Below are 16,037 nucleotides of genomic sequence, written 5' to 3'. Positions count from 1 at the left end.
CGGCCGGGCCTGCGCCCCCGAGCCTGCGCCGCCCGGGTGAAGACACCCATCCGCACGCCCCCGCGTGCCGAAGTACCCACCATGAACGCCACCAGGCCCCCCGGGACCGCACGGGACACGGACGACGACCGCGAACCCACCCGTACCGACCGTCTCCTCGCCGCGCTCGGCGGTCTCGTCGCCGCGTACGTCTCGCTCGCCGTCGCGGACCTCGTCGCCTCCCGGGTGCGACCCGAGGCAGGACCCGTCCTCGCCATCGGCGACGCCGTCGTCGACCGGACCCCGGCGGTCGTCAAGGACTGGGCGATCCGCACCTTCGGCGAGAGCGACAAGGTCATCCTCCAGCTCGGCATCCTGGTCCTCCTGGCGCTCATCGCCCTCGGCATCGGGCTGCTCGCGCTCCGCCACCGGCTGCTCGGCGCCCTTGCGGTCGCCGCCTTCGGCCTCCTCGGGGCTCTCGCCGCCGTCACCCGCCCCGACTCCGACTCCGCCCTGGACGCCGTGCCCTCCCTCGTCGGCGCCGCCGTCGGCGCGACCCTGCTGTACGTCCTGACCGGCCTCCTCCGTGCTCCGAGGGCCGGAACCGCGCAGCCCGGCCGGCGGCGCTTCCTGATCGTCGCCGCCTCCACCGGACTCGCCGCGACCGGCGCCGCCGCCCTCGGCAGGGCGGCCGGCTCACCCGCCGAGGAGAACGCCGCCGCCTCCCGCGCGGCCGTACGACTGCCCCGCCCCGCGTCCCCGGCCCCGCCCGTCCCCGCCGGAGCACAGCTCGACGTCCCCGGCATCAGCCCCTTCGTCACCCCCAACCGCGACTTCTACCGCGTCGACACCGCGCTCGTCGTCCCCAAGGTCGACGCCGAGCGCTGGCGGCTGCGCCTCCACGGCAGCGGCGTACGCCGGGAACTCACCCTCACCCTGCGGGAGCTCATGGCCCGCAGGACCGTGGAGCGGGACATCACCCTCGCCTGCGTCTCCAACGAGGTCGGCGGCCCCTACGTCGGCAACGCCCGCTGGCTCGGCGTCCCCCTCGCCGAACTGCTCCGCGAGGTCGGCGTCCGCCCGCCCTCCGAAGGCGGACCCGCCGACCAGCTCGTCGCCCGCTCCGTCGACGGCATGACCATCGGCACCCCCGTCGAGGAGATCATGGACGGCCGCGACGCCCTCCTCGCCTTCGGCATGAACGGCGAACCCCTGCCGTTCACCCACGGCTTCCCCGTCCGCATGATCGTCCCCGGCCTCTACGGCTATGTCTCCGCCTGCAAGTGGATCGAGTCCATCGAGCTCACCACCTTCGACGCCTACGACGCCTACTGGGTCCCGCGTGGCTGGGCCGCCCAGGCCCCCGTGAAGACCCAGACCCGCATCGACACCCCCCGCTCCTTCGGCCGCCCTGCCGCCGGCACCGTCATGGTCGCCGGCGTCGCCTGGGCCCAGCACCGGGGCATCCGGCGCGTCGAGGTACGGGTCGACGAAGGCCCCTGGCAGGACGCCCGGCTCGCCGCCGAGGACAGCCGCGACACCTGGCGCCAGTGGACGTACCCCTGGACGGCGACCCCCGGCCGGCACACCCTCACCGTCCGCGCCACCGACGGCACCGGCGCCACCCAGCCGGAACGGCGCACCGCCACGATGCCCGACGGGGCGCAGGGCCGGCACTCCGTGGTCGTGACGGTCGAAGGTGCGTAACGAAGCCGTCCTGGAGGCCCGTTCACGGCCCGGATGAGGGAGACTGCTGCCGTGCGTGGACATCTGCCGGACGAGAGCCCCGGTTTCGTGGGGCGCCGCACGGAACTGGAGCGGATCTCCGCCGCGTTGGCGGAGCACCGCCTCGTCACCGTGACCGGCGTCGGGGGAGTCGGGAAGACCCGGCTCGCGCTGCGCGCCGCGCACCGCGCCGCCGACCACTACCCCGACGGGGCCTGGTGGACCGACCTCACCCCGCTCGACGGCGACCGGCTCCTCGTCGCCCTCGTCGCCGACTCCGTCGACCTGTCCGACCACACCCCCGGCATGGCGACCACCGGCCTCTGCCGCCGCCTCGCCGACGACCGTCTGCTGCTCGTCCTCGACTCCTGCGAGCACCTGGCCGCGCCCTGCGCCCGGCTCGTCACCGAACTCCTCGCCGCCGCCCCCGGACTCACCGTCCTCGCCACCAGCCGGCTCCCCCTCGGCGTCGAAGGAGAGCGGGTCGTCGACCTCGACCCGCTGCCCCCCACCGGACGGGACGCCCTGGACCTGCTCCGGCGGGCCGCCGGCGAGGAGTTCCCCGCCGCCGGTCCCGCCGGTGAGATCTGCGTACGCCTCGAAGGCATCCCGCTCGCACTCGAACTGGCCGCGGCGCAGATCCGCCTCCAGGGCGCCGAAGCCGTACGGGACCAGCTCGGCACCCGCTTCGACGCCCCGCCCGGGGCCCGCTTCGACCTGCTCGTCCACCCCGAGCGGGTGTGGCCGGGCCGCCACCAGACCCTGCGCGCCGCCATCGGCTGGAGCCATGAGCTGAGCGCCCCCCTCGAACGCCTCCTCTGGGCGCGTCTCTCCGTCTTCCGGGGCCCCTTCGACCTCGCGTCGGCGACCGCCGTGTGCATCGGCGGCCCGCTGGACCGGGCGAACCTGCCGGACGCGCTCGCCGGACTCGTCCGCGCCTCCGTGGTCGGTCCCGAGGACGCCGGCGGGAGACACCGGATGCTCGACACCATCCGCGCGTACGGGGCGACCTGGCTGGAGCGGACCGGGGAGACGGGGGCGGTCGCCGACCGGCACGCCGCCCACTTCCGGGGCCTGGCGCGCCGGGCGGAGAGCGCGTGGCACGGCGCCGGCCAGCCACGCTGGTACCGGACCGTCGACGCCCACCACACCGACCTGCGCACCGCCCTCGACCGGCTGCTGCGCACCGACCCCGACGCCGCCCTCGACCTCGTCGGCTCCGTCGCCTTCGCCTGGTCCTGCCGCGGCCGCCTGCGCGAAGCCCGCGACGGCCTCGAACAGGCGCTCCTCCTCAGCGACGCCCGCGGCCGCGTCCGGGCCCGCGCCCTGTGGGCCCTCGGCGTCACCCTCGTCCTCCAGGGCGAGTCGGGCCCCGCCCAGGAGATCAGCGAGCGCTGCGCCCGGGAGGCCCGGTACGCGGAGCACACCGAGGGAACGGAGCACGCCGAGCCGACGGGAGACGGGGCGGGCGACGGGCCGGGGATCGGCGGTCCGCACCGGCCCGGCGACCGGCCGGGGAGCGGCGGCCCGCACCGGCCCGGCGACCTGACCCTCGACGCCGCCGCCCTCGCCGGGCTCCTCGCCCTGACCACCGGCCGGCCGATGGCCGCGTACGTCGTCGTGGGCCATGTCCTCGACGCCGTCCGGGGCGGTCCCGCCGACTCCGCCGCCCGGCTCCGCTGCCACCTCGTGCGGGTCTTCGCCCTCACCGGCCTCGGCCGGCTCGCGGAGGCCCGGGAGCGGGCGCTCGCCCTGCGCGCCCGGTGCGAGGAACTCGACGAGCACTGGACCAGAACCGCCCTGGAGTACCAGCTCGCCCTCACCGGCCTTCTGGAGGGCGACCCGGCCACCGCTGCGGGACACGCCCGCGCCATGCTCGAAGGCACCCGCCGACTCGGGGCGAGCCTCGGCGTGGCCCTCGGCCTCGACGTCCTCGCCACCGCTCTCGCGGCGGCCGGTGACGGCGAGCGCGCCGCCGACGTCTCCGGCACCGGGGAGGCCTACTGGCGCTCCACCGGCCAGCCCCGGCGCGGACTGCCGGGCCTGCGGGCGCTGCGGGAGAAGTACACGGACACGGTCCGCGCGACGATCGGCGAGCCGGCGTACGAGGAGATCTTCGTACGCGCCCTCACCGGCCCACCCCAGGACGGCCTCGACCGGGCGCTGCGCGGCCCACGGAGGCCGTGAGGGACCGCCCGGGGCGGGGCCGGGGCCGTGCCCGGGGGCCCGGGGGCCCGGCGCCGGGCCTCCGGGAGCCGCGCCCGGCCGGCCGGGTCCTGCCGGGCCTCCGGGAGCCGCGCCCGGCCGCCGGGCCGCGCCGCGCCGCCGGGCCGCGCCGCGCCGCCGGGAGAGCCGCCCCCGGCCACCGGGACCGGGCCGGGCCGCCCGGACCGGGCCGGCCCGGGCCGCCGGGGCCGTGCCGGGCCACTGGGCCGCGCCGGGTCCCCGGGAGCCGCGCCCGACCGCCGGGCCGCGCCGGGCCGCCGGGAGAGCCGCCCCCGGCCACCGAGACACTCCCGGTGGCCCGGGAGCCCCCCGGCCACCGGGACAGCGCCGGGTCCCAGGAGCCGCCCCCGGCCACGGGGCCACGCCTGGCCCCCGGGAGCCCCGCTCGGCCGCCGAGACCACCGGGCCCCGGGTTCGCCCCGCCCCCGACCGCACCCCGCCCCCGGGACCAGCAGGTCAGGGACGTCCAGGGCAGGGCGACGGCGCGCCGCCCCGGTGCGTAGAGTCGACCCCGTAGCCCTGACGGCGCGCGGCTCCGGCACCTCACGGGTGCGCCGCACCGCTCACCGCCGAGCCGCCGCCGACCGACCGACCCTGACGAGGAGACCTCCGTGACCGACCCGGCGTCCACCGCCCTCCAGCAGCAGATCGCCCGGGACCTCCAGGTCTCCGAGACCTTCGACCCGCGGGCGGAGATCGAGCGCCGGGTGGCCTTCCTCGCCGAGCGCCTCACCTCCACCGGACTGCGTTGCCTCGTGCTCGGCATCAGTGGTGGCGTCGACTCCACGACCGCCGGCCGGCTCTGCCAGCTCGCGGTGGAGCGGGCCCGCGCCGCCGGCCACGACGCCACCTTCTACGCGATGCGCCTGCCGTACGGCGTCCAGGCCGACGAGAAGGACGCGCAGACCGCCCTCGGCTTCATCCAGGCCGACCAGGTCCTCACCGTGGACGTCAAGGCGGCGAGCGACGCGGCCCTCGAGGCCTGCCTCGCCGGTGACGTCACCTTCCGCGACGCCCACCACCAGGACTTCGTGCAGGGCAACATCAAGGCACGCCAGCGGATGATCGCCCAGTACGCGGTCGCCGGCGCGCACCACGGTCTCGTCGTCGGCACCGACCACGCCGCCGAGGCCGTCTCGGGCTTCTTCACCAAGTTCGGCGACGGCGCCGCCGACGTCGTCCCGCTGACCGGTCTGACCAAGCGGCGCGTCCGCGCGGTGGCCGCCGAGCTGGGCGCTCCGGACGGGCTCGTGTGGAAGGTCCCCACCGCCGACCTGGAGACCCTGGCCCCGGGCAAGCCCGACGAGGACGCGCTCGGCGTCACGTACGACGACATCGACGACTTCCTGGAGGGGAAGCCGGTCTCCGGGGCCGCCTTCGACGCGATCGTGCGTCGCTACGAGCTCACCGAGCACAAGCGACAGCTGCCGATCGCGCCCTGATCGCTCCCGGGCGGGTACGGGGCCGGGCGGCGGACTCCGGCAGGTCGGCGGATCCTGGAGGGGGTGCCTAGGAACAGGCCCCCGGAAGGGAGCACGTCATGTTCGGCGAGACCTCGGCATTCAGCGGCTTCTCGGTCGACGACCTCGACGCCGCCCGGCGCTTCTACGGCGAGACCCTCGGCCTGACGGTGGAGGAGGCGGGGGAGGGGGACATGCGGATGCTCTTCCTCACCCTGGCCGGCGGGACCCGGATCTTCGTCTACCCCAAGGACGATCACACCCCCGCCACCTTCACGATCCTCAACTTCGAGGTCGGCGACATCGACCGGGCCGTCGACGAGCTGACCGGCCGCGGAGTGACCCTGGAGCGCTACCCCGGCTTCGAGGCCGACGACAAGGGCGTCATGCGGGTCGAGGGCGGACCGGCCATCGCCTGGTTCACGGACCCCGCGGGCAACGTCCTGTCCGTGCTCCAGGAAGGCTGACCTCCGCCGCCCCGGGCTCCGGGCCCGCCGACTCAGACCCCCGCCCCGGGCTCCGGGCCCGCCGACTCAGACCACCGCCCCCAGGCTCCGGCCCGCCCCCGAACGGACCGGTCCAGGTGCGCGGCAGCCCCGTACCGCCTCGAATGGGAGAGTGATCGCGCCGCCCGACGACTGCCTCGCCCGCAACGAGTGGATCTGCGGCGCCTACCTGTCCACCCGGCGCGAGATCCTCACCGACGCCGTCGTCCAGCACCTCCAACTGACCGGCGTCTCGGTCGCCCTCGGCCTGCTCATCGCCCTGCCCCTTGCGGTCGCCGCCCGCCGCTGGCGCTGGGCGGCGGGCCCGGTCCTCGGGGTCACCACCCTCCTGTACACGATCCCGGCGCTGGCGATGTTCTCGCTGCTCCTGCCCGTGTACGGCCTGTCCGCCGCCCTGGTCGTGGCCGGCCTCGTCCTGTACTCCCTCACCCTCCTCGTACGGAACATCCTCGCCGGGCTCCGCGCCGTCCCCGAGGAGACCCGGGAGGCGGCGCGCGGCCTCGGGTACGGGCCGGTCCGTCTCCTCCTCGCCGTCGAGCTGCCGCTCGCCCTGCCCGCCGCCATGGCCGGGCTGAGGATCGCCGCCGTCTCCGCCGTCTCCCTCGTCACCATCGGCGCGATCGTCGGCCACGGCGGCCTCGGGAACCTCATCTACGCCGGGATGAACACCTACTTCAAGGCCCAGGTCCTCACTGCCTCCGTGCTCTGCGTCCTCATCGCCGTCGCCGCCGACCTGCTCCTCCTCGGCGCCCAGCGGCTGCTCACCCCCTGGACCCGGGGGCAGGCCGCGTGACCACCCTCTCCGACACCTGGTCCTGGCTGACCACCGCCGCGCACTGGTCCGGCGAGAACGGCGTGTGGCACCGGCTCGGCGAGCACCTCTTCCTCACTGTCGTCTCCCTGGTCATCAGCTGTGCGCTGGCCCTGCCGGTCGCCCTCCTCCTCGGGCACCTCGGCAAGGGCGGCGCGCTCGCCGTGAACGTCTCCAACGCCGGCCGGGCCGTCCCCACCTTCGCCGTGCTCGTGCTGTTGTTGCTCAGCCCGGTCGGCTCGTACGGCGACTGGCCGACGATCATCGCCCTCGTCCTGTTCGCCGTGCCCCCGCTGCTCACCAACGCGTACGTGGGGATCCGGGGCGTCGACCCCGACGTCGTACGGGCCGCCCGGGGCATGGGCATGACGGGCGGCCAGACGGTCGCCCGGGTCGAACTGCCGCTCGCGCTGCCCCTGGTCCTCACCGGCGTACGGATCGCCGCCGTCCAGCTCGTCGCCACCGCCACCGTGGCCGCCCTCGCCGGCGGGGGCGGGCTCGGCCGGATCATCACCGCCGGGTTCAACCTCGCCTCCACCCCGCAGGTCGTCGCCGGCGCCTGCCTCGTCGCGGTGCTCGCGCTCCTCGTGGAAGGGGTCTTCGAGGCCGTCCGCCGCCTCGGACCCGGCGGGGCGCGGGGGAGCGGCGCGTGAGGCGGCCGTACGTCCTCCTGCCCGCCCTCTGCCTCCTCCTGTGCGTCACCGGCTGCGCCACGGGCCCTTCCCTGGAGGACAGGGGCGCGGTCACGGCCGCCCCGGGCGACAGCCGCCGGCTGACCGTCGGCTCGGCCGGGTTCACCGAGAGCGACCTGCTCGCCCAGATGTACTCCCTGCTGCTCCAGGAGGCCGGATACCGGACGAAGATCCTGTCCGTCACCAACCGCGAGCTGTACGAACCCGCCCTGGAGCGGGGTCAGATCGATGTCGTACCGGAGTACGCGGCGACCTTCGCCGACTGGCTGAACGCCAAGGTCAACGGGCCGGACGCGCCGACCGTCGGCTCGCCCGACCTGGCCGCGACCATGACCGCGCTCCGCGCGCTCGCCGGCCCGCGCGGGCTCACCGTCCTCGACGCGGGCCGCGCCGTCGACCAGAACGCCTTCGCCGTGACCGCGGAGTTCGCCGCCGAACACCGGCTCAAGACGCTGAGCGACCTCGGCGCCACCGGCCTCCCCGTCCGGCTCGCGGCCGGGGACGAATGCGTCCGGCGGCCGTACTGCGCGCCCGGTCTGAAGGAGGTCTACGGCATCGACGTGACCGCCGTCGACCCCAAGGGCGTCGGCACCACCCCGGCCAAGCAGGCCGTGCAGAACGGCCAGGACCAGCTGGTGCTCACGACGACCACCGATGCCACGCTCGACGACTTCGGGCTCGTCCTGCTCGCCGACGACAAGCACCTGCAGAACGCCGACAACATCGTCCCCGTCGTGAACCGCGCCCGTGCCGGGAGCGAGGACGTCACCCGGGCGCTCGCCCGCCTCAACACGGTCCTGACCACGGCCGATCTGGCGCACCTCAACGAACAGGTGGACAGCTGGCGGCGTCTGCCGGAGGACGTGGCCCGGAACTATCTCGTCGACCGGGGCCTCGTCGGGCGGTAGGCCCCCGCGGGCGTGCACCGAGCGCGTACCGGGCGCGCACCGAGCCCCCGCGGGTGTGCCGTCAGCCCGCTGAACAGCGTCTCTTGTCATGACCCTTGCGAGACGGTTCCCGGCCCTGCTATTCATCCGTTAGGAAAGTTTCCTTCCAGTCTGATCAATCAACTCCGTACCCCCGTCCCCTCGTTCGTCGTTCCGTGGAGACCCCCATGACTTCGGCACGAACCGTACGCCCCCGCCTCCGACGCCTCGGCGTCGCCGGAACCGCCCTCGGCGCCCTGCTCCTCGGCCTCGCCGCCACGCCACCCACCGCGAGCGCCGCCCCCGTCACCCACGAGGCCGAGACGGCCACCGTCTCCCGAGGCATCGTCGAGTCCAACCACACCGGATTCACCGGCAACGGCTTCGTCAACTACGACAACGCCACCGGCAGTTACGTCCAGTGGAACGTCAACGCGGCCCAGGCGGGCCCCGCGACCCTCACCCTGCGCTACGCCAACGGCACCACCACCAACCGCCCCATGGACATCGCCGTCAACGGCGCCGTGGCCGCCTCCGGCACCTCCTTCGCCGGCACCGGCGCCTGGACCAGCTGGGCCACCACCACCGTCACCACCACCCTCAAGGCCGGCGCCAACACCGTCCGCGCCACCGCCACCACCGCCAACGGCGGCCCCAACGTCGACCACCTCACCGTCGACACCGCCACCACCCCGCCGCCCACCGGCACCACCCCCGCCGCGATCAACGGCCAGCTCAAGGTCTGCGGCACCAAGCTCTGCAACCGCTACGGCAAGCCGGTCCAACTGCGCGGCATGTCCAGCCACGGCACCCAGTGGTACGCCCAGTGCCTGACCAACGGCTCGCTCGACGCCCTCGCCAAGGACTGGAACGCCGACGTCCTGCGCGTCTCCACGTACGTCCAGGAGGAGGGCTACGAGACCGACCCGCGCAAGTACACCGACCTCGCCCACTCCCTCATCGAGCAGGCAACCGCACGCGGGATGTACGTGATCGTCGACTGGCACATGCTCGACCCGGGCGACCCCAACGCCAACCTCGCCCACGCCAAGACCTTCTTCACCGAGATCGCCCAGCGCCACGGCGCCAAGACCAACCTGCTCTACGAGATCGCCAACGAGCCCAGCGGCGTCGCCTGGTCCCGGATCAAGAGCTACGCCGAGCAGCTCATCCCGGTCATCCGCGCCAAGGACGCCGAGACCCCGATCCTCGTCGGCACGCGCGCGTGGTCCTCGTTCGGCGTCTCCGAGGGCGCGAACGAGTCCGAGGTCGTGTCCAACCCGGTGAACGCCACCAACATCATGTACACCTTCCACTTCTACGCCTACTCGCACCGGGACGAGTACCTGAACACCCTCTCCCGCGCCGCCGACAAGCTGCCCGTCTTCGTCACCGAGTTCGGCACCCAGAACTACGCCGGTGAGGGCACGAACGACTTCGCCATGACGCAGAAGTACCTCGACCTCATGGCCGCCAAGAAGATCAGCTGGGTCAACTGGAACTTCTCCGACGACCATCGCAGCGGGGCCGTCTTCAAGACGGGCACCTGCGACGCCGGCGGCCCCTGGGCCGGCACCGGCTCCCTGAAGCCCGCCGGCGTATGGATCCGGGACCGCATCAGGACCGCGGACGACTTCCCGACCTCCTGACCCCGTCCGACCCCGGTACGCCCCCGCCGTGTGATCCACTGTCCTCGGCGGGGGCGTACCGAACAGGAGCAGGAACAGCGTGACCACCTACCGGCAGCCGGGACTCGTCCTCACCGACCACCGCTTCCCCGTCCCCCTCGACCACTCCCGTCCCGACGGCGAGCGCATCGAGGTCTTCGGCCGTGAGGTCGTCGCGAGCGGCAAGGAGGGCGCCGACCGGGAGCGGCTCCCCTGGCTGGTCTACCTGGAGGGCGGGCCCGGCTTCGGCGCCCGCCGCTTCATCGGCCCGCAGGCCTGGCTCGGCCGGGCCGTCCAGGAGTTCCGCGTCCTCCTCCTCGACCAGCGGGGCACCGGCCGCTCCACCCCCGCCAACCGCCAGACCCTGCCGCTCCGGGGCACCCCGGCCGAGCAGGCCGACTACCTCGGCCACTTCCGCGCCGACTCCATCGTCAAGGACTGCGAGCTGATCAGACGCCGGCTCACCGGCGGCGCCCCCTGGACCGTCCTCGGCCAGAGCTTCGGCGGCTTCTGCGCCGTCCACTACCTCTCCACCGCCCCCGAGGGCCTGGAAAGGGTCCTCGTCACCGGCGGTCTGCCCTCCCTGTACGCCACCGCCGACGAGGTGTACCGCGCCGCCTATCCCCGTATCCGGCGCAAGAACGAGGCCCACTTCGCCCGCTACCCGCAGGACGCCGAACGGGCCCGCGCCGTCGCCGCCCACCTCCTCGACCACGAGGTCACCCTCCCCGGCGGCGGCATCCTCACCCCCGAGGCCTTCCAGTCCCTCGGCACCCTCCTCGGCTCCGGCGACGGCACCCACCAGCTCCATCTGCTCCTCGAAGGCGCCTTCGTCCCCACCCCCGGCGGACCCGCGCTCGCCGACGCCTTCCTCGAGCAGGTCCAGGCCCACCTGTCGTACGCCGGACACCCGCTGTACGCCGTCCTCCACGAGGCCATCTACGCCCAGGGGCAGGGCCCCACCGACTGGGCCGCCGAACGCGTCCGCGCCGAGCACCCCGAGTTCGACGCCCGCGCCGCCCTCGCCGACGGCGAACCGTTCCTCTTCACCGGCGAGACCGTCCACCCCTGGCACTTCACCACCGACCCCGCCCTGCGCCCCCTCCGCGAGACCGCGGAACTGCTCGCCGCCCGCACCGACTGGACACCGCTGTACGACCCCGAGCGCCTCGGTGCCAACCGGGTGCCGGTCGCCGCCGCCGTCTACCACGACGACATGTACGTGGACACCGCCCACTCCCTCGAAACCGCCCGCGCGGTACGCGGCCTGCGCACCTGGGTGACCGACGAGTTCGAGCACGACGGCGTACGCGCCGGCGGGCCGCGCGTCCTCGACCGGCTGCTCGCGCTCAGCCGGGGCGAGATCTGACCGCCCCGGGGCGGCCCGGGACGGCTCCCGCATAGGATGCGGCGCGCCACACGGACGGACAGACGAGGGGGCCCGGATGACGGCACACGAGACACCGGCGTCCGGCCGGGAGCTCAAGTTCCGGGCCCTCATGGCCGAGCTGCGGCGCGGCATCCTCGACGGCACCTGGCCGCCCGGCAGCAAACTGCCCACCGAGCGCGCCCTCGCCACCGAGACGGGCCTCTCGGTGACGACCGTCCGCCGCGCCTACGAGGACCTCGTCGCCCTCGGACTCGTCGAACGCCGACAGGGCGCGGGCACCTTCGCCGCCCACCGGCCCGATCGGGACACCACCGGGCAGCGGATCGTCGGCGTCCTCGTCCCCGACACCACCTTCTACTACCCGCGCGTCCTCCAGGGCATCGAGAAGGAACTCGCGGCGGCCGGGGCCCGGCTCGTCCTCGCCTGCTCCCACTACGACCCCGACGAGGAGGACGCCGCCGTCGAACGCCTCCTCTCGGCGGGCGTCCACGGCCTCCTCCTCGTCCCCAGCCTCCACACCGCCACCGACCCCGGCCGCCGCGCCGAGGAACTCCTCGCCCTGCCCGTCCCCGCCGTCCTCGTCGAGCGCAGACTCACCGCCCACGGCCCCGGCGACCCCACCGAACACGTCTGCACCGACCACGAGGGCGGCGCCTACGACGCGGTACGCCACCTGCGGGCCCTCGGCCACGAGCGACTCGGACTCGTCGCCCGCACCGACGCGCCCACCACCGCCCCCATCGAGTCCGGCTTCGCCCGCGCCCTCACCGACCTCGGGCTGCCCGGGGCCCCGGCGTACGAGCGGGACGTCATGGCCCGCTGGGACCACGACCGCGCCGACCGGGCGCTCGCCGCGCTCCGGGACGCCGGCGTCACCGCCGCGCTCTGCTTCGGCGACCGCGAGGCAGCCCTGATGCTCGGAGCGGCCCGCCGCGCCGGGGTGCGGGTCCCGGACGACCTGGCCCTGATCAGCTACGACAACGAGTTCGCCGACGTCGCCGAGACCCCGCTGACGGCCGTCTCCCCGCCCAAGTACCAGCTCGGCCGGCTCGCCGCGCAGATCCTGCTCCGGCGACTCTCCGAAGGCGACGCCGCCCCGCTGCACCAGGTGCAGCTGCGCCCCCGGCTCGTCGTCCGGGCCTCCTGCGGCGCCGGACGCGACGCGGGCGGCGCGCGAAAGTCCAAGAGGTGAGCACCCCTTGCTCATGGTGTGCTGCTCTCCGCTGCCGGTAGAACTCGGTCCGGACCCCGCGAGGGGACCCCCCCGAGGAGAGGACCCGGACATGAGCACCCACGTCAGCGCGGAGATCGCCGGCCAGCCCGACTGCTGGCGCCGCGCGGCCGAGACCGCCGACCGTCACGCCGGCCGGCTGCCCGCCCGGGGCGAGCGCGTGGCGGTGGTCGGCTGCGGCACCTCGTACTTCATCGCCCGCGCCTACGCGGCGCTGCGCGAATCCCTCGGCGCCGGCGAGACCGACGCCTTCCCCGCATCCGACGCCACACCGCTCGGCCGCGGCTACGACCGGATCGTGGCCCTCACCCGCTCCGGCGCCACGACGGAGGTCGTGCACCTGCTCGCCCGCGCGGCCGGGGGCGTCCCGACGCTCGTCCTCACCGGCCGACCGGGCAGCCCCGCAGGGCGGTTCGCCGACGAGATCGTCGACCTCGGCTTCGCCGACGAACGCTCCGTCGTCCAGACCCGGTTCGCGACCACGGCCCTCCAACTCCTGCGCGCCGGGCTCGGTGTGGACCTCGGGCCCGCGATCGCCGACGCCGAACTCGTCCTGTACGAGCGGCTGCCCGCCGCCTGGGAGCGGCGCGGCCAGTTCACCTTCCTCGGCACCGGCTGGACCGTCGGACTCGCCGACGACGCCGCGCTCAAACTGCGCGAGGTCGCCCGCGCCTGGACGGAGTCGTACGCGGCGATGGAGTATCGCCACGGCCCCATCAGCATCAGCGACAGGTCCAGCCTCGTCTGGTGCCTCGGCCCCGCGCCCTCGGGACTGCGGGACGAAGTGGAGTCCACCGGAGCCCTGTTCGCCGCCGACGCGATCGACCCGGTCGCCGCGCTCGTCCGCGCCCAGCGGCTCGCGGTCGCCCTCGCCGACCGGCGCGGCCTCAACCCCGACCGGCCCCGGAACGTCTCGCGTTCGGTGATCCTCTCCGGAGAGTTCCGCCCGACGGCCTCGGAGGCGGCCCGTATCCTGCGCTCATGACCGGAACCGATGTCACGGACCTCGCGGAGATGCCCGGCGACTGGCAGCGCGCCCTCGCCGTCGTCGCCCACCCCGACGACCTGGAGTACGGCTGCGCGGCCGCGGTCGCCGCCTGGACGGACGCGGGCAAGGAAGTCGTCTACGTGCTCGCCACCCGCGGCGAGGCCGGGATCGACACCCTCGCCCCGGACGTCTGCGGCCCGCTGCGCGAGCGGGAGCAGAGGGACAGCGCCGCCGTCGTCGGCGTGGACACGGTCGAGTTCCTCGACCACCACGACGGGGTGATCGAGTACGGCCTCGGCCTGCGCCGCGACATCGCCGCCGCGATCCGCCGCCACCGCCCGGAGCTCGTCGTCACCCTCAACCACCGCGACACTTGGGGCGGCGGCCCCGGCGCGCCCTGGAACACCCCCGACCACCTGGCCGTCGGCCGTGCCACGCTCGACGCGGCGGCCGACGCCGGGAACCGCTGGATCTTCCCCGAGCTCGCCGACCAGGACCTCGAGCCCTGGAACGGCGTGCGCTGGGTCGCGGTCGCGGCCTCCAGCACCCCGACCCACGCCGTCGACGCGGGCCCGGGCCTGGACCGGGCGATCCGCTCCCTCCTCTGCCACCGCGCCTACATCGAGGCCCTGACGGACGAGGACCCGGAGTCGTACGTCCGCGACTTCCTCACGACGACGACCGGCCGCGCCGCCGCCCGCTTCGACGGCCGTCCGGCGGTGACGTTCGAACTCTTCGCCCGGTAAGGGTGGTTGACGTCCTTCGGGCCGCTCAGCCCATCGGCGCCGGCTTCAGTACGGCGAAGGGGGCTCCGAAGGGATCGGCCAGCCAGGCGATGCGGCCGACGTCCGGGATGTCGGCCGGGGGCATCTGGACCGAGCCTCCGTTGCCCTGGGTGGAGGTGGCCATCGCGTCGGGGTCGTCGACCGCGAAGTACGGGATCCAGCGCGGGTTCTCACTCGCGTCCTGGAGTTCGGCGGCGCCACCGAAGGTGGCGTCCTCCTGGTCCCCTTCGGCGGTGGAGACGACCCGGTACGTCATGCCGGGCGCCTCCATCGCCGCCCAGCGCCAGTCGAACAGGGCCCGGTAGAAGCCGAGGACGGTCTCCGGGTCGGGGACGTGCAGCTCCACCCAGACGAGGGTGTTGGTCGACGAGGTCCGCTCAAGGCCCTGGACGGTGCCGGGCTGCCAGATCGCGAACTGGGCGCCGGCCGGGTCGGTGAGGGCGGCCATGCGCCCCGCGTCCATGACGTCGAAGGCGGGGAGGCGCACGGTGCCGCCCGCCGCCTCGGCCGCCTTCTGGGTGGCGTCCGCGTCCGGGGTCTGGAAGTACACGGTCCAGGCGCTGCGCGCGCCCTCCTCGGTGAGCGGGCCCAGCGCGGCGACCGTGCGGCCCTCCTGCTGGAAGAAGCCGTAGCCCCCGGCGTCGGGCCCCGCCGAGCGGAACTCCCAGCCGAGGACGGCGCCGTAGAACGCGGCGGCCGCCTCCGTGTCGGGGCTGCCGAGATCGAGCCAGTTGGGGGAACCCTTGGTGAACTGCGTACCGAGCATGGGAGGTGTCCTGTCCTTCCGTCATCCGTGGCCGGGGAACCGGGGGAGTCGTCCGAGCCGTCGGAGCCGTACCACTGATTTCTCCGGCTTCCGGCCACCCTGACCGATCCTCGCCCCTCGGCCCGTGCGGCGCAGCCCCAACCGCCGGGGTTCATCCGACCGGCCGACCGGCCACCTTCGCCTCCAGGTAGGCCGTCGCGGGGAGCCGGTCGACGAGCCAGGTGGTGTCGACCAGCAAACAAACTTGCCATTTCTGCAACACTGGACGCATGACGAACGAAGACGACCGCATCGACGAGGTCCTCAACGAGGTCGGCCCCCGCCTCCGTCGCGTCCGCCGAGACCGCGGGGTGACCCTGGCCGAGCTCTCCGCCGCCACCGGCATCTCCGTGAGCACCCTGTCCCGGCTGGAGTCCGGGCAGCGCAGGCCCAGCCTCGAACTGCTCCTGCCGCTCGCCCGCGCCCACCAGGTCCCGCTCGACGAGCTGGTCGGCGCCCCGGCGACGGGCGACCCCCGGATCCGCGCCAAGCCGATCGTGCGCCACGGCCGCACGATGTTCCCGCTGACCCGGCAGCCCGGCGGCCTCCAGGCGTACAAGGTGATCCAGGAGAAGACGACGGAGCCGCCGGAGCCCCGCGTCCACGAGGGCTACGAGTGGCTGTACGTGCTCTCGGGGAAGCTCCGGCTCGTGCTCGGCGAGCACGACGTCGTCCTCGCGGCCGGCGAGGCGGCCGAGTTCGACACCCGCGTCCCGCACTGGTTCGGGCCGACGGACGACGGGCCGGTGGAGTTCCTGAGCCTCTTCGGCCCGCAGGGGGAGCGGATGCACGTACGGGCCCGCCCGAAGAAGTCCGGCTGACTCGGCACCCTACGGGGTTCCCCCG

14 protein-coding genes are annotated in these 16,037 nt (G+C 74.5%); 13 read left to right on the top strand and 1 reads right to left on the bottom strand.

The genetic code is table 11. From position 1 onward, the window contains the following. Positions 1–81 precede the first annotated feature (81 nt). The 12 genes from ACIRB7_RS13555 (at position 82) to ACIRB7_RS13500 (ending at position 14,347) form a co-directional block, all read left to right on the top strand. On the top strand, positions 82–1,686 hold the full coding sequence (locus tag ACIRB7_RS13555) for a molybdopterin-dependent oxidoreductase (RefSeq protein WP_403596880.1): 1,605 nt from the start codon (positions 82–84) through the stop codon (positions 1,684–1,686). A 51-nt stretch (positions 1,687–1,737) separates the two neighbouring features. Beyond that, positions 1,738–3,891, top strand: coding sequence for an ATP-binding protein (locus ACIRB7_RS13550; RefSeq protein ID WP_403596877.1), 2,154 nt, complete (start codon positions 1,738–1,740; stop codon positions 3,889–3,891). 650 nt (positions 3,892–4,541) lie between these two features. After that, positions 4,542–5,372 carry an ammonia-dependent NAD(+) synthetase gene (gene nadE / locus ACIRB7_RS13545; RefSeq protein WP_403596874.1) on the top strand — a complete coding sequence of 277 codons (831 nt, stop codon included), beginning with the start codon at positions 4,542–4,544 and terminating at the stop codon, positions 5,370–5,372. 98 nt (positions 5,373–5,470) lie between these two features. Beyond that, positions 5,471–5,857, top strand: coding sequence for a VOC family protein (locus tag ACIRB7_RS13540; RefSeq protein WP_403596871.1), 387 nt, complete (start codon positions 5,471–5,473; stop codon positions 5,855–5,857). A 151-nt stretch (positions 5,858–6,008) separates the two neighbouring features. Beyond that, the gene (locus ACIRB7_RS13535) at positions 6,009–6,689 is read left to right on the top strand and encodes an ABC transporter permease (RefSeq protein WP_403596868.1); all 681 of its coding nucleotides are present in this window, start codon (positions 6,009–6,011) and stop codon (positions 6,687–6,689) included. Beyond that, complete coding sequence (locus ACIRB7_RS13530) at positions 6,686–7,360, top strand: ABC transporter permease (RefSeq protein WP_403596865.1); 675 nt, start codon at positions 6,686–6,688, stop codon at positions 7,358–7,360. Before ACIRB7_RS13535 ends, ACIRB7_RS13530 begins: the two co-directional genes overlap by 4 nt. Then, the gene (locus ACIRB7_RS13525; RefSeq protein WP_403596863.1) at positions 7,357–8,307 is read left to right on the top strand and encodes an ABC transporter substrate-binding protein; all 951 of its coding nucleotides are present in this window, start codon (positions 7,357–7,359) and stop codon (positions 8,305–8,307) included. Before ACIRB7_RS13530 ends, ACIRB7_RS13525 begins: the two co-directional genes overlap by 4 nt. A gap of 206 nt (positions 8,308–8,513) precedes the next feature. Next, positions 8,514–9,974 (top strand): cellulase family glycosylhydrolase, encoded by a 1,461-nt coding sequence (locus ACIRB7_RS13520; protein WP_403596860.1) that lies wholly within the window; start codon positions 8,514–8,516, stop codon positions 9,972–9,974. 79 nt (positions 9,975–10,053) lie between these two features. Beyond that, positions 10,054–11,361: an alpha/beta fold hydrolase gene (locus tag ACIRB7_RS13515; protein ID WP_403596858.1), complete on the top strand. Its 1,308-nt coding sequence runs from the start codon at positions 10,054–10,056 to the stop codon at positions 11,359–11,361. A 76-nt stretch (positions 11,362–11,437) separates the two neighbouring features. Further along, complete coding sequence (locus ACIRB7_RS13510) at positions 11,438–12,574, top strand: GntR family transcriptional regulator (RefSeq protein WP_403596855.1); 1,137 nt, start codon at positions 11,438–11,440, stop codon at positions 12,572–12,574. 91 nt (positions 12,575–12,665) lie between these two features. Then, positions 12,666–13,598, top strand: coding sequence for an SIS domain-containing protein (locus ACIRB7_RS13505; RefSeq protein ID WP_403596852.1), 933 nt, complete (start codon positions 12,666–12,668; stop codon positions 13,596–13,598). Beyond that, the gene (locus tag ACIRB7_RS13500; RefSeq protein ID WP_403596849.1) at positions 13,595–14,347 is read left to right on the top strand and encodes a PIG-L deacetylase family protein; all 753 of its coding nucleotides are present in this window, start codon (positions 13,595–13,597) and stop codon (positions 14,345–14,347) included. The genes ACIRB7_RS13505 and ACIRB7_RS13500 overlap by 4 nt, the downstream gene beginning before the upstream one ends. 25 nt (positions 14,348–14,372) lie before the next feature. Here the strand turns inward: ACIRB7_RS13500 and ACIRB7_RS13495 are convergent, their stop codons facing one another. Then, on the bottom strand, positions 14,373–15,152 hold the full coding sequence (locus ACIRB7_RS13495; protein WP_403596847.1) for a VOC family protein: 780 nt from the start codon (positions 15,150–15,152) through the stop codon (positions 14,373–14,375). Positions 15,153–15,421: 269 nt separating this feature from the next. On the opposite strand from ACIRB7_RS13495, the gene ACIRB7_RS13490 reads away from it, so the two are divergent. Next, positions 15,422–16,012, top strand: a complete 591-nt coding sequence (locus ACIRB7_RS13490) for a helix-turn-helix domain-containing protein (protein ID WP_403596844.1) — start codon at positions 15,422–15,424, stop codon at positions 16,010–16,012. The last annotated feature ends 25 nt before the right edge of the window (positions 16,013–16,037 follow it).

Source organism: Streptomyces sp. NPDC093795, assembly GCF_044764665.1.
Taxonomy (GTDB): Bacteria; Actinomycetota; Actinomycetes; order Streptomycetales; family Streptomycetaceae; genus Streptomyces.
The sequence above is the reverse complement of the archived record's forward strand: the minus strand, read 5'-3'. Positions and strand labels throughout refer to the sequence as shown.